The 11,481-nt window shown below is 74.0% G+C and carries 13 protein-coding genes; 10 read left to right on the forward strand and 3 right to left on the reverse strand.

Annotation, left to right across the window (positions count from 1 at the left end; translation table 11 throughout):
- Positions 1-135: 135 nt before the first annotated feature.
- The 4 genes from AQJ58_RS28065 (at position 136) to AQJ58_RS28080 (ending at position 2,977) form a co-directional block, all read left to right on the forward strand.
- Positions 136-639 carry a GNAT family N-acetyltransferase gene (locus AQJ58_RS28065; protein ID WP_067255220.1) on the forward strand — a complete coding sequence of 168 codons (504 nt, stop codon included), beginning with the start codon at positions 136-138 and terminating at the stop codon, positions 637-639.
- A gap of 151 nt (positions 640-790) precedes the next feature.
- The gene (locus AQJ58_RS28070; RefSeq protein WP_234360322.1) at positions 791-1,693 is read left to right on the forward strand and encodes a glycoside hydrolase family 26 protein; all 903 of its coding nucleotides are present in this window, start codon (positions 791-793) and stop codon (positions 1,691-1,693) included.
- A 63-nt stretch (positions 1,694-1,756) separates the two neighbouring features.
- Positions 1,757-2,398, forward strand: a complete 642-nt coding sequence (locus AQJ58_RS45730) for a M23 family metallopeptidase (RefSeq protein ID WP_079079285.1) — start codon at positions 1,757-1,759, stop codon at positions 2,396-2,398.
- Between the two features lie 102 nt (positions 2,399-2,500).
- Complete coding sequence (locus AQJ58_RS28080; RefSeq protein WP_067255222.1) at positions 2,501-2,977, forward strand: GNAT family N-acetyltransferase; 477 nt, start codon at positions 2,501-2,503, stop codon at positions 2,975-2,977.
- A gap of 254 nt (positions 2,978-3,231) precedes the next feature.
- Here AQJ58_RS28080 and AQJ58_RS28085 read toward each other — a convergent pair whose 3' ends face one another.
- Complete coding sequence (locus AQJ58_RS28085; RefSeq protein WP_067255224.1) at positions 3,232-5,559, reverse strand: ATP-binding protein; 2,328 nt, start codon at positions 5,557-5,559, stop codon at positions 3,232-3,234.
- A 147-nt stretch (positions 5,560-5,706) separates the two neighbouring features.
- Between AQJ58_RS28085 and AQJ58_RS28090 the strand changes: the two genes are divergently transcribed.
- From AQJ58_RS28090 to AQJ58_RS28115, 6 genes are all read left to right on the forward strand, one after another.
- Positions 5,707-5,895 carry a hypothetical protein gene (locus AQJ58_RS28090; protein ID WP_067255226.1) on the forward strand — a complete coding sequence of 63 codons (189 nt, stop codon included), beginning with the start codon at positions 5,707-5,709 and terminating at the stop codon, positions 5,893-5,895.
- Between the two features lie 124 nt (positions 5,896-6,019).
- Positions 6,020-6,547, forward strand: coding sequence for an FxLYD domain-containing protein (locus AQJ58_RS28095; RefSeq protein WP_067255228.1), 528 nt, complete (start codon positions 6,020-6,022; stop codon positions 6,545-6,547).
- 169 nt (positions 6,548-6,716) lie between these two features.
- On the forward strand, positions 6,717-7,763 hold the full coding sequence (locus tag AQJ58_RS28100; RefSeq protein WP_067255229.1) for a M4 family metallopeptidase: 1,047 nt from the start codon (positions 6,717-6,719) through the stop codon (positions 7,761-7,763).
- 12 nt (positions 7,764-7,775) lie between these two features.
- Positions 7,776-8,051 carry a protealysin inhibitor emfourin gene (locus AQJ58_RS28105; protein ID WP_067255231.1) on the forward strand — a complete coding sequence of 92 codons (276 nt, stop codon included), beginning with the start codon at positions 7,776-7,778 and terminating at the stop codon, positions 8,049-8,051.
- Positions 8,052-8,192: 141 nt separating this feature from the next.
- Positions 8,193-8,513 carry an SCO0607 family lipoprotein gene (locus AQJ58_RS28110; RefSeq protein ID WP_079079286.1) on the forward strand — a complete coding sequence of 107 codons (321 nt, stop codon included), beginning with the start codon at positions 8,193-8,195 and terminating at the stop codon, positions 8,511-8,513.
- Positions 8,514-8,648: 135 nt separating this feature from the next.
- On the forward strand, positions 8,649-9,338 hold the full coding sequence (locus AQJ58_RS28115; RefSeq protein WP_107122178.1) for a DUF6445 family protein: 690 nt from the start codon (positions 8,649-8,651) through the stop codon (positions 9,336-9,338).
- A gap of 22 nt (positions 9,339-9,360) precedes the next feature.
- On the opposite strand, the gene AQJ58_RS28120 is transcribed toward AQJ58_RS28115, so the two are convergent.
- On the reverse strand, positions 9,361-10,572 hold the full coding sequence (locus AQJ58_RS28120; RefSeq protein ID WP_079079287.1) for a M24 family metallopeptidase: 1,212 nt from the start codon (positions 10,570-10,572) through the stop codon (positions 9,361-9,363).
- Positions 10,573-10,643: 71 nt separating this feature from the next.
- Positions 10,644-11,342 (reverse strand): MOSC domain-containing protein, encoded by a 699-nt coding sequence (locus AQJ58_RS28125; protein WP_067255235.1) that lies wholly within the window; start codon positions 11,340-11,342, stop codon positions 10,644-10,646.
- Positions 11,343-11,481 lie beyond the last annotated feature (139 nt).

Below are 11,481 nucleotides of genomic sequence, written 5' to 3' on the forward strand. Positions count from 1 at the left end.
TTGAAATTCAACCGGCCGCCGCGGACTCCGCCGGAGCGGTACGGCGCGGAGCCGGCTGCTCCGGATGCACCAGGACCCAGCGGACCTCCCCCTGCGGCGAGAGGAAGCCGACGGGACGCGTTCCAGCATCGCCGCATGGCTGAGTGGAGGACACGGCAGGCGACCGTGGCGGACGTGGAGGCCGTCGCCGAGGTGCGGGCGGTGGCGATGCGTGGGGATCTGGAGCGGCTCGGGCGGTACGACGAGCACCGGGTGCGGCAGCGGCTGCGGGACGCCTGGGTGCCCGGGAACACGCTGGTCGTCGAGGAGGCCGACGGCACGGTGGTGGGGTGTGTGGCGCTGCGGCCGGCCGGGGACGCGGACTGGCTGGAGCACTTCTACCTCGACCCGCGGGTGCAGGGGCGGGGCATCGGGACCGCGCTGCTGGAGCGGTTGCTGGCGGACGCCGACCGCGCCGGGCGGCGGGTGCGGCTGGACGTGCTCCGGGGCAGCGCCGCCCGGCGGCTGTACGAGCGGCACGGTTTCGTGTGCGAGCGGGAGGACGCCGTGGATGTCTTCCTGGTGAGGGAACCGCGTCCCCGGTACGGGTGGTTCGCGGGTGATTCCGGATTGCCGGTGGGGGGCGGGGGGTCATCCTGAACCGGTGCCGCCGTCACCGATCCGCAGAAGTCCTCACCCTCGTCCCGGAAGGCGTCCTCGTGCCCTTCGGCCCTTCCTGACGCTCCTTCTGGTCGCCCTGGTCCTGCTCGCCGGGCCCGCGTGCGTCCGCGACGGGGAGTGGACGGCGGGGGTGCCCGACGGGAAGCCGGCCGACGGGCCCCCGCCCTCGCCCTTCGGGGCGTACGTCGGGTACGGCTCGGAAGGCGTGCGGCGGGTCTCCGAGCTGGACGGCTGGCTGGGGCCGGCCACGCCCCGGGTCGCGCACGCCTATCTGGCGGGGGACCACTGGGGCCATATCGAGGGCGAGCCCGGCGACCTCCACCACTGGGCGCAGTGGCGCCGGGCCCGCGCGGACCGGCTGTTCGTGCTGAACGTGCCGATGCTGGACCGCGCGGAGGCGCATCTGCCCGACCGCACGGTGCGCAGGCTGCTGCGCGACGGGGCGGACGGCGCGTACGACGGACACTTCCGCACACTGGCCCGCCGACTGGTCTCGCTGGGCATCCCGGACACCGTGCTGGTGGTGGGCTGGGAGATGAACGGGATCACGTACACCCACCGCTGCGGGCCCGATCCCGAGGCGTGGAAGGCGTTCTGGGTGCGGATCGTGGAGACCATGCGGTCGGTGCAGGGGCAGCGGTTCCGGTTCGAGTTCGCGCCGAACCGGGGGCGGGACGCCATCCCGTGGCCGGAGTGCTACCCGGGCGACCGGTACGTCGACGTGATCGGCATGGACGCCTACGACCAGCCGCACGGCATGTCCTTCGACGAGCAGGTCCATGAGCCGTACGGCCTCACCGAGCACGTGCGGTTCGCGCGGGCGCACCGCAAGGCGTTCTCGTACCCGGAGTGGGGTCTGTTCCGCAACGGCGACAACCCGGCGTACATCCGGGGCATGCTGACCTGGTTCGCGCGGCAGCGGCCGCTGTACCAGACGATCAGCGACTACTGTCCGCACGGCGTGTGGCTGTGTCCGGCGAATCCGAGGTCGTCGCAGGTGTACCGCAGGCTGATGGCGGAGCCGTTCGACTGAAAACCGGCGGGTGTCCGGCGGCGCGCCCCGGCCCGACCCCCTCATCGGTCCGATGATCACACAATGCGACGAGAACATTCCCTCGCTACGGCGACCGCCGTGCTGTCGGCCCTCCTGGTCCTGCTCACCGCCGTACCGTCGGGCGCCGGAAGCGGCCCCGGCGACGGCCCGGGCGACGGCCGCAGCGGCCGCGGCGACCGCGGCGGCGGCGACCCGGTCGCCGTGGACCCCTCCGGCCGCGACGGCCACTGCCCTGTCGCCCGGCGCGGCCGGGAGCCCCACCACCGCACCGGCGGCCCCTGGACCGCGCCGACCCGCGGCTACTGGCTCTCGGCCGGGTACGCGGCCAAGGGCGACCACTGGGCCCACCGTCACACCGGCCAGGACTTCGCGGTCCCCACCGACACCCCCGTGTACTCCGTCGGACCGGGCACCGTCCAGGCCACCACCTGCGGCGACGGCTTCGGCAACCAGGTCGTCGTCCGCCACCCCGGCGGCGTCTACACCCAGTACGCGCACCTGTCCCGGATCGACGTCCGCCGCGGCGACCGCGTCTTCCCCGGCACCCGGCTCGGCCTCTCCGGCGCCACCGGCAACGTCACCGGCCCCCATCTGCACTTCGAGGTGCGCAGGACGCCGTACCTCGGCTCGTCGGTACCGCCGCTGCCCTGGCTGCGGAAGAAGGACGTGCGGCTCGGCGGATGACCGGCCAGGCGGCACGTCCGGCCCGGCCGCGGGCCCGACGGCCGCCGCCCGGCAGGTGGAACGCCGTGGACAGCGGGCGCGTCCCTGGCCCATGCTCCGCGCATGATCCGAGCCGCCACCGTCGACGACGTCCCCGAGATCCGCGCCCTGATCCGCGAACTCGCCGCCTACGAGAAGGCCGAGCACGAGGCCCGCGCCACCGAGGAACAGCTCCGCGAGGCCCTGTTCGGGGAACGCCCCGCCGCGCACGTCCTGATCGCCGAGGACGACGACACCGGCGCGCCCGTGGGGTTCGCCCTGTGGTTCCCCCGGTTCTCGACCTGGACCGGCACCCGCGCCATGCACCTGGAGGACCTCTACGTCCGTCCGCACGCGCGCGGCGCCGGTCACGGGATCGCCCTGCTCGCCGCCCTCGCGGCGACCTGCGTCCACGAGGGCTGGGAGCGTTTCGAGTGGTGGGTGCTGGCCTGGAACGAGCCGACCGTCGACTTCTACACCTCGCTCGGAGTGGAGTTCCTCGACGAGTGGCGGATCTGCCGGCTCACCGGGGAACCACTGGCGGCTCTCGCGGCCCGCTGATCCGCCGCGCGCCACGCCTGGTGGGGGCTGCCCCGCCGACCAGGGGCAGCCCCGCGTACCGCCGGGGGCGGGTCCGGTGCCGGACGCCTGCCATGACAGCGCCGACCGAGGGTTCGGCCTGCCGGCCCCCGGCCCGTCCCGGCCCCGGGCGGCACCACCAGGCTGCCCCGCCCACCGCGCTCCCCGCACACCGGTGTGCGGAAGATCGGTACACCTACCCCACAGGAGACCGCCGCCCTTCTACCTACGTACGCCTACGGGCCCGTCACCGTCGCCGGGATCTCGGTGCGCGAGGCGATGCCCAGCTTCGCGAGGATGTGCTCGACATGGGCGTCCACCGTGCGCTTGGAGATGACCAGGCGCTCGGCGATCTCCCGGTTGGACAGCCCCCGGGCGACCAGCGCGGCGACCTCCCGCTCGCGGCGGGTGAGGGAGTCGGCGGGGCGCAGGGGACCGCGCGGAGCGGGCGGGCGTACGGGCGCCGGGGACCCCTCCGGAACCTCCGCGTCCGCGCGGACCGCCTCCAGCACCTCCCGCCCCGACATCCGCGCCCCCGTCTCCCGCCACCGCTCGAACGCCTCCGGGCCGAGCGCCGCCCGCACCGCCCGCTGCGCCTCCTCCTGCTCCTCGACCAGCCGGGGCAGCAGCGCCACCGGATCCCCGCTCAGCCGACGCGCGTTCTCCGCGTACCCGAGCAGCCAGCAGGCCCGGACGTGCCGGCCGACCCGGGCCGCGTGCCAGGCCAGGCCCAGCGCGGCCAGCGCCGCCACCAGCACCTCCCCGATCTCGCTCACCGCCTCCAGGCCCCGCCGCAGACACGCCTCCCCCTCGGCGTCCTCGCCGGCCAGCATGTGGATGACGCCCTTCGTCGTCACCGTCGACGCGTACAGCTGCCGCTCACCCCACTCCTCCAGATACGCCAGGCCCGTCGCACACAGCTCCAGCGCGCCCGCCGGGTCCCCGAACACGGCCCGCAGCAGGGCCGCCTCGTAGTGCACGACCCCGATCCCCAGCCGGTCCCCCGAGGCGATGATCCGCAGCCTGGCCGACTCCACCTCGGCCAGCCCCCGCTCCACCGCCCCGCCGAAGGCCGTCATCGCCCCCAGGTACGCCTGCGCCGACAGCTCCACCCGCGACTCCCCCACCCGGCGCGCCACCTCCTGCGCCCGCGGGAAGCGCTCCAGCGCCGTCGGGAGATCCGCCGTCCACAGCCCGAAGATCCCGGTCATCAGCAGCGCCCAGGCCCGCTCCGGACAGTCCTGCGTGACCGGCTCCAGCGCCTTGTCGATCCAGTGCCGGCCCTCCGACAGGGTGCCCGCCGCCCGCCAGTACGGCCCGAGCCGCGTCGCCAGCCACAGCGCCTCCACCGCCCGGCCCGGCCGTGCGCACCCGTACTCCAGGGCGGCCCGCACATCGGCGATCTCCTCCCGCACCGCCCGGTGCAGCGCGACCTGCGCCGGAGTGAGGAACTCGTCCCAGAACCGCGCCACCAGCCGCTCGTAGTAAGCGAAGTGCCGCTCCCGTACGGCATCGGCGGCGCCCTCCGCCCCGGCCGGGCGCCCGGCGCCGTACTCCCGGACGGTGTCCAGCAGCCGGTAGCGCCCGCCGTCCTCCCCGATGCGCTGCACCACGGACTTGTCGACCAGCCCGATCAGCGCGCCCACCACCTCCGCCCGCGGTAACTCCCCGCCCCCGCAGACCGCCTCGGCCGCCGACAGCTCGAAGGAGCCCGCGAACACCGACAGCCGCGCCCACAGCAGCCGCTCCCCGGGGGTGCACAGGTCGTAGGACCAGTCGATGGCCGTCCGCAGGGTCTGGTGCCGGGTCAGCGCGGTACGGCGGCCCCCGGTCAGCACCTCGAACCGCCGGCCCAGCCGCGCCACCAGCTCGGCGAGCGGCACCGCGCGCAGCCGGACGGCGGCCAGTTCCAGGGCGAGCGGCACACCGTCGAGGCGGTCGACGAGGGCGAGCGCGCGATGCCGGTCCTCCTCGCCCAGGGTGGCGACGGCACCGGCCCGCAGCAGAAACAGCTCCAGCGCGTCGTCCCTGCTCAGCGGGGCGATCGGGACGCGGTGCTCGCCGGGCACGTCGAGCGGCTGACGGCTGGTGGCCAGCACCGTCAGCCCGGGCGCCTCCCGCAGCAGGATGTCGCAGAGCATCGCGCAGGCGTCGACCAGATGCTCACAGGTGTCCAGGACCAGCAGCATCCGCCGCTCCCGCAGATGCTCCACCACCGCGTCCAGCGGGGTCATCCCCGGCTGCTCGGGCAGCTCCAGCACCCCGGCCAGGGTGGCCGGCACCAGCTCCGGGTCATGCAGCGCGGACAGCTCCACCAGCCAGACGCCGTCCGCGAACCGCGCCGCCGAGGCCCCGGCCGCCCTGAGCGCCGTACGGCTCTTGCCGACACCGCCCGGCCCGACCAGCGTCACCAGCCGGAAGCGCCCCACCGCGTCCTTGATCAGGGCGAGTTCCTCCGCCCTGCCCACGAAACTGGTGATCTCCACGGGGAGTTGCCCGCCGCGCCGCTGTCCGAAGCCGAATCCCCTGCCACTCCCGCACACGCTCTCCACCGATCCACCCATCAACCATCACAGCGTAAGCACATGATCGCCGAGTGTGAGGGGTGCGTAGGTGTCACCGGGGAGGGCGACGGGCCTCGAAAATCCGCGCGAGGGATGAAGGCCGTGGCGGACACTGAAGACGCCACTCACGGGGGAAGGGGAGAGGGATTGGGCGGACGCCGCTATGTCGCCCGGGGCGTTCCGGGCGGCTACCGCATCTGGGACAACCGGCGCCGGGGCCACTGGGGCGACTTCTACGAGCTGTGCCCGGACGACCTGCTGGCCGCGCTGAACGCGGGCGCCGAGCAGGCGCGGATCGTGGAGCTGATGCGCCGGTACAAGAAGGCACGACGCTGACCCGGGCGCCGTCCCCGTGCTCCGGCGCCATCCGTCCGGGTGACCCGGCATGCGCGCCGGCCCGGCCACCCCTTCACTGGAAGGAGTCCCGGGCAGACACCCCCGGGGGACCCCAGGAGGCAAGATGCCGCGCACCAAGGGCGTGCTGCTGACGGCGGTGGCGGTCTGCTGCGCCGCCGTCCTGACCGGCTGCTCGGACGAGAACACCCCCTCGTCGGTGTCGTCCGCCGCGAGCAAGGCCGCCAGCATCGCCGCCTCCGCGGCGGAGTCGCTGGGCGCCGAGGCGACGGCGGCCGCCTCCTCCCTGGCCTCCGAGGCGGCGTCGGCGTTCGCGTCGGCCACGGCCGAGGCGAACAAGCAACTCGACGAGATCAAGAACGGCGTCGACGTGAAGTCCGACGCGAAGCTCGGCACCCCCGGCACCGACCAGGGCCGCGCCACGGTCGACGTCACCGTCACCAACACCGCCGACTCCACGAAGTCGTTCGCCGTCCAGGTCGACTTCACCGACAGCAGCGGCAACCGCCTCGACACGGTCGTGGTCACCGTCTCCGACGTGGCCGCGGGCAGGACCGGCACGGCGACGGCCCGCAGCAACCGCGATCTGTCCGGCACGGTCAAGGCACAGGTGGCGCGCGCGGTGCGGTACTGAGGAGCCGTCAGGCTCCCGGCGTGCGGGTGGCCGCGCCGGGGCGCAGAATAAGAAGCATGGGACTCGTCGGCCTGCGTGCGTCACGCGGCCCCGGCTCCGGGTCCCCTCGCTGGGGACTCGCGGCCCATCACCCCGTTTGTACCAGCCCTCTTCCGAGGAGGGACCCCCCATGCGCCCCACACGCCACGTCTGCGGCATCCTGCCGCCGTTCGTCCTGGAGAAACTGACCGAGGCCGACGATCCGCACGTCCGGGAGGCCGCGCAGAACACGCTGGCCGTCGACGCCGACTTCCGGCAGAACCGGATCGAGACGCCCAATCTGGTCTCCCCCGCCGCGCCCACCGAGTTCGTCCTGGACCGGACGCTGTACGACACCCACCACACCCTCGCGCTCCCCGGCGACCTGGTCCGCCGGGAGGGCGGCGACCCGTCCCTGGACGGCACGGTCAACCGCGCGTACGAGAGCCTCGGTCTGACCTTCACGCTCTACAAGGAGGCCTTCGGCCGGCACTCGATCGACGACGCCAATCTGCCGCTGGACTCCACGGTCCACTACCGTCGCCGTTTCAACAACGCCTTCTGGGACGGCGAGCGGATGGTCTTCGGCGACGGAGACGCCGTCGTGTTCAACGACTTCACCATCTCGGTCGACATCATCGGCCACGAACTCACCCACGGCGTCACGCAGTACACCGCCGGTCTCGTCTACCAGGACCAGTCCGGCGCGCTCAACGAGTCGGTCTCGGACGTCTTCGGCTCGCTGGTCAAGCAGTACGACCGGCACCAGACCGCCGACCAGGCCGACTGGCTGATCGGCGCGGGTCTGTTCACCCCGCAGGTGCGGGGGCAGGCGCTGCGGTCGATGAAGGAGCCGGGGACCGGGTTCGACGACCCGATGCTGGGCGGCAAGGACCCGCAGCCCAGCCATATGACCCACTACGTCGAGGGCGACGCCGACAACGGCGGGGTGCACATCAACTCCGGCATCCCGAACCACGCCTTCTATCTGACCGCGGTCGCCATCGGCGGCCACGCCTGGGAGCGGGCGGGACGCATCTGGTACGAGACGCTCATCTCCGGGGGGCTGTCCGAGAACTGCGACTTCCAGGAGTTCGCGCAGGCGACCAAGGACACGGCCGAACGGCTCTACGGCACCCGGCTCGAGCTGGACTCGGTGGTCAAGGCCTGGTCCGACGTCGGTCTGAGCGTCCACTGAACCGGTGGCGTCATGCACATCCGGCTGCTCAGGAGCGGGGGTCTGCTCGGTGTGTCCCGCCGGGCCGAGGCGGACACCGCCGCCCGGCCCGACGGGGCCGCGCTGGAAGGGCTCGCGTACGAGGTCCTGGCCGCGGCGGACGAGCCGTCCCGGTCCGGGCCCGGCGTGCCCGACGCCAGCCACTACACGCTGACCGTGGACGACCGACCGCCGGTGGAGTTCACCGACCCCGGGCTGACGGACGCCCAACTCCAACTGGTGGAAAGGGTATTGGGGGAGGGGTACTGAGGCGGAGGGAGCAGAACAGGCGCGTCGGGGCACCCGTACGGATCGAGTAGGCCGCCCCTCGGCCGTTGAGTACGCGTACTCAGGAGCGGGCGTCCGGCTTCCCGCAGGCTGGTTCCACAAGCCGACCTGAGGGAGTGCACCGTGAGCCGCCCGTCCACCGCCCGCCGCCGTCTCCGCCGTGGCCTGGGCCTCACCCTGGTGGCCGCCGCCGCTGCGGGGCTGCTGTCCGCGTGCTCGCTGTCGTTCCGGGAGGCGCAGTGCAGCGACGGCGAGTACCCGGTCCTCGCCGTCAACAACAGCGGCGGCCTGTGTCTGAAGAACGGCGAGGAGCCGTCTCAGGGCTTTACCCGCTACCCGGAGGGGAAGGTCCCGGAGTACGTCGGCGACAAGTGGGACGAGTACTGGATGACCCACACCCTCGACGAGAACGGGAAGATCGTCCCGCTTCCCCCGGTTCAGTGAGCCCCTGCTCGCCCCCTCGCCCGCTTCCCCCAGGGGATCTCTTGACCGGAGTTGACGCCCCGTTGACCAGTTCTCTGCACAGTCCGGGGCAGATCACGGGCGAGAACTGACGGAGACCCCGCCTACATTCACTTCATGTCCATGCCACAGCCGAGGCGGGCCGTCACCCTCCCCGTCCTGCCCTACCGCAAGCCCACCAAGGGCCGCGACTACTGGGTCCTGGACGACGTCCTCCCCGAGGAGGGCGTCGCGGCGATCCGTGAGCGGTGCCTGGCCCGGGACGACTGGATCAAGGGACACCCGTACACCTCCGAGAGCTGGCCGGGACTGCGGACCATGCCCGCGCTGGAGCCCGACGAACTCGCCCGGGTGGAGCGGAAGGTGCGGGGGGCCACCGGGGCGCAGCGGCTGTGGGTGCAGCAGGCGCCCGGCGGCGGCACCCTCAACCACAACTGCGTCCAGGTCGTCGGCGAGGGCGAGAGCACCCCCCGGCCGCACTCCGACTCGCGCGCGCTGTGCCGGTACGCCGCCGTGCTGTACCTCAACCCGGGGGTGCCGAAGGACTGCGGGACCAGCTTCTACCGGCAGTCGCTGCCGGGGGGCCGGCTCGGCGGCAATGTCGTCCAGGCCCCGCACAACAACCTCGTCGAGGCGCTCGGCACCCGGTTCGTCGCCCCGGACGCCTTCGAGGAGGACGTACGGGTCCCGCACCGCGCGGGCCGGCTGCTGCTCTACCACGCCAACCTCGTGCACAGCGCGACCGGTTACTGCGGTACGACGCTGGAGGAGAAGCGGATGACGGCGGTCTTCTTCTGGATGGCGTGAGCGGGCCGTTCCCGCAGGGGCCTCAGCGGACCACCGCGAGGGCGGGGTCGGCGCCGGCCAGCCGGCGGACGCCCGCCGCCGTGCACACCACGGCGTCCCCGAGCCGCACCCCGAGCCTGCCGGGCAGCAGCACGCCCGCCGTGACCTGGACGCACATGCCGGGCGAGAGCAGCTGGGTGGCGCCCGGGGCCAGGTACGGCGGCTCGTAGGGGGTGACGCCGAGGCCGTGCCCGGTGGCCGGGAGGGCGTCGCCGTCGTGCCCGGCGTCCGCGAGGACCGCGCGGGCCGCCCGGTCGGGTTCCGCGCACGACGCCCCGGGGAGCATCGCCGCCAGGGCCGCCTCCCGGGCCGTACGGACGATCTCGTGCAGCCGGCGCAGCCGGTCCGGTGGCTCTCCCACGTGGACGGTGCGGGTCAGGGCGGAGGCGTAGCCGTCGCGGCGGCCGCCGAGGTCCAGGACGACCGTGTCGCCGGGTTCGACGCGGTGGTCGCCCGGCCGGTGGTCCGGGTCCGCGCCGTGGCCCGCGGCGGCGACCCGGGCCCGGTCGACCCGGTCGTGGCCGCAGGCGCGCAGGAGGCCCGCGAGGTCGGCGGCCAGTTCCGACTCACGGCGGCCGCTGAACCGTACGCCGAGGACGGCCTCGTACGCGGCGTCCGCGGCGGCGGCCGCCGCGGCGAGGCGGGCCGTCTCCTCCTCGTCCTTGACCGCGCGGAACAGGGGGAGGGCGGTGGACAGCGGCCGGTAGGTGGTGAGGGGCAGCGCCTCCTCCAGGCCGAGCAGGTGGACGGACCAGGTGGCGTCGCTGATGCCGTAGTGGCCGTGCGGGAGGAGCAGTCCCGCCGCTGCGGCGTACGGGTCCTGGCCGTCGGCCCAGGCGGTGAGCCGGACGGCACCGGCGGCTGGGCCCGCCGAGGCGTCGGCGAGGTCCCGGGCGGGGACCAGGAGGCGGGGTTCGGCCTCCGGAGCCAGCACGAGCAGCGTGAGCCGGTCCGGGGCGGCACCCGGCAGGTGCCCGCAGAGCCGCCCCAGATCGGGCCCCGGCGTCACGAGAACCCCGGTGAGCCGAGCGGCGGCGGCCTCCCCGGCGGCCCGCCGCAGCCGCCGGACGTACACCTCGGCCGGGAAGGGAGTGCACGCGTACTCCTGCGACGCACCGCACCCCGGCCCCGGCTCCGACTCCTTCCGGGCTTGCGGGGCGGCGCCGTGGGGCGGGTCGTGGGGGGCGCCGGTCATGGGTCCATTCGAACCGGTGGGGCGTTGCGGAGGGCGGGTGGGGAGGGCCGTACGGGTGCAGGGTGGCCCGGTCAGGTGGCCGGGGTGACCTCGTCGCCCACCGCCACCCGTCCCGGGCGCCGTACCGCGAAGTACGCGCCGAAGACGACCCCGCCGCCGTCCGCCCGGCGGTAGTCGGCGAGGGTGCGCAGCGGCTCGGGGCCCGCGCGGCGGCCGGTGGACTGGTCCACCAGGGTGACGGCGCAGCGGACCGTGAGCTCGGTGAGGGCCAGTTCGGCGCCGGCGACGGTGAGGCGGGGGGTGTCGTCCTCGGTGTGGGGGGTGGTCCAGCCGTCGACGACGAGGTTGGGGCGGAAACGGGTCATGGGCAGCGGCGCGGCGCCGCGGGCGGCGATGCGCCGGTTGAGGGCGTCGAGGCTGGCGCGGGAGACGACGTGCAGCCGGGAGTCGCTGCCCGCACGGGCGCGGACCAGGCGGCTCGGGCGGCCCAGGAACCGGGTCAGCCAGGCGTCCGCGCCGGGGCCGGGGCCGGTCACCGTGAGCGGCTCGGTGTCCGGGGCCAGGAGCGTCAGCCCGTCGTCCCGCACCTGAGGGACGATCACCGCGAGCCGGGGGTCCGCACCCTGCCAGCGCAGGTCGCCCCGGTCGTCCGCGACCGCCCAGGCCCGGTCGCCGAGCAGCCCCTCGGGCGTCACCTCCGCCTCCGTCAGCGCGACTCCCGCGCACCCCTTCACCGGGTAGTACGTGATCCCGACGACGTTCGCTCGCATCGGCTCCCCCTCGCGAAGTCCCCGCTCGGACGCAGTTTCTGTCGGGAACTCACACAGCAGCAAAGATTTTACGAACGCCATAGAGTCGCGGCGGCTCTTCCTGCGTACTCCAGTGCGTCCGACCCCGCCGGAGTCCTAC

The sequence above is a fragment of the Streptomyces sp. DSM 15324 genome (assembly GCF_001514285.1).
GTDB lineage: Bacteria > Actinomycetota > Actinomycetes > Streptomycetales > Streptomycetaceae > Streptomyces.

What these genes read in the sequence shown, in the direction of transcription:
- AQJ58_RS28065 (WP_067255220.1), top strand. Translation starts at nt 136, where the DNA reads ATGGCTGAGTGGAGGACACGGCAGGCGACCGTGGCGGACGTGGAGGCC.
- AQJ58_RS45730 (WP_079079285.1), top strand. Translation starts at nt 1,757, where the DNA reads ATGCGACGAGAACATTCCCTCGCTACGGCGACCGCCGTGCTGTCGGCC.
- AQJ58_RS28080 (WP_067255222.1), top strand. Translation starts at nt 2,501, where the DNA reads ATGATCCGAGCCGCCACCGTCGACGACGTCCCCGAGATCCGCGCCCTG.
- AQJ58_RS28085 (WP_067255224.1), bottom strand. Translation starts at nt 5,559, where the DNA reads ATGGGTGGATCGGTGGAGAGCGTGTGCGGGAGTGGCAGGGGATTCGGC.
- AQJ58_RS28095 (WP_067255228.1), top strand. Translation starts at nt 6,020, where the DNA reads ATGCCGCGCACCAAGGGCGTGCTGCTGACGGCGGTGGCGGTCTGCTGC.
- AQJ58_RS28100 (WP_067255229.1), top strand. Translation starts at nt 6,717, where the DNA reads ATGCGCCCCACACGCCACGTCTGCGGCATCCTGCCGCCGTTCGTCCTG.
- AQJ58_RS28105 (WP_067255231.1), top strand. Translation starts at nt 7,776, where the DNA reads ATGCACATCCGGCTGCTCAGGAGCGGGGGTCTGCTCGGTGTGTCCCGC.
- AQJ58_RS28115 (WP_107122178.1), top strand. Translation starts at nt 8,649, where the DNA reads ATGTCCATGCCACAGCCGAGGCGGGCCGTCACCCTCCCCGTCCTGCCC.
- AQJ58_RS28120 (WP_079079287.1), bottom strand. Translation starts at nt 10,572, where the DNA reads ATGACCGGCGCCCCCCACGACCCGCCCCACGGCGCCGCCCCGCAAGCC.
- AQJ58_RS28125 (WP_067255235.1), bottom strand. Translation starts at nt 11,342, where the DNA reads ATGCGAGCGAACGTCGTCGGGATCACGTACTACCCGGTGAAGGGGTGC.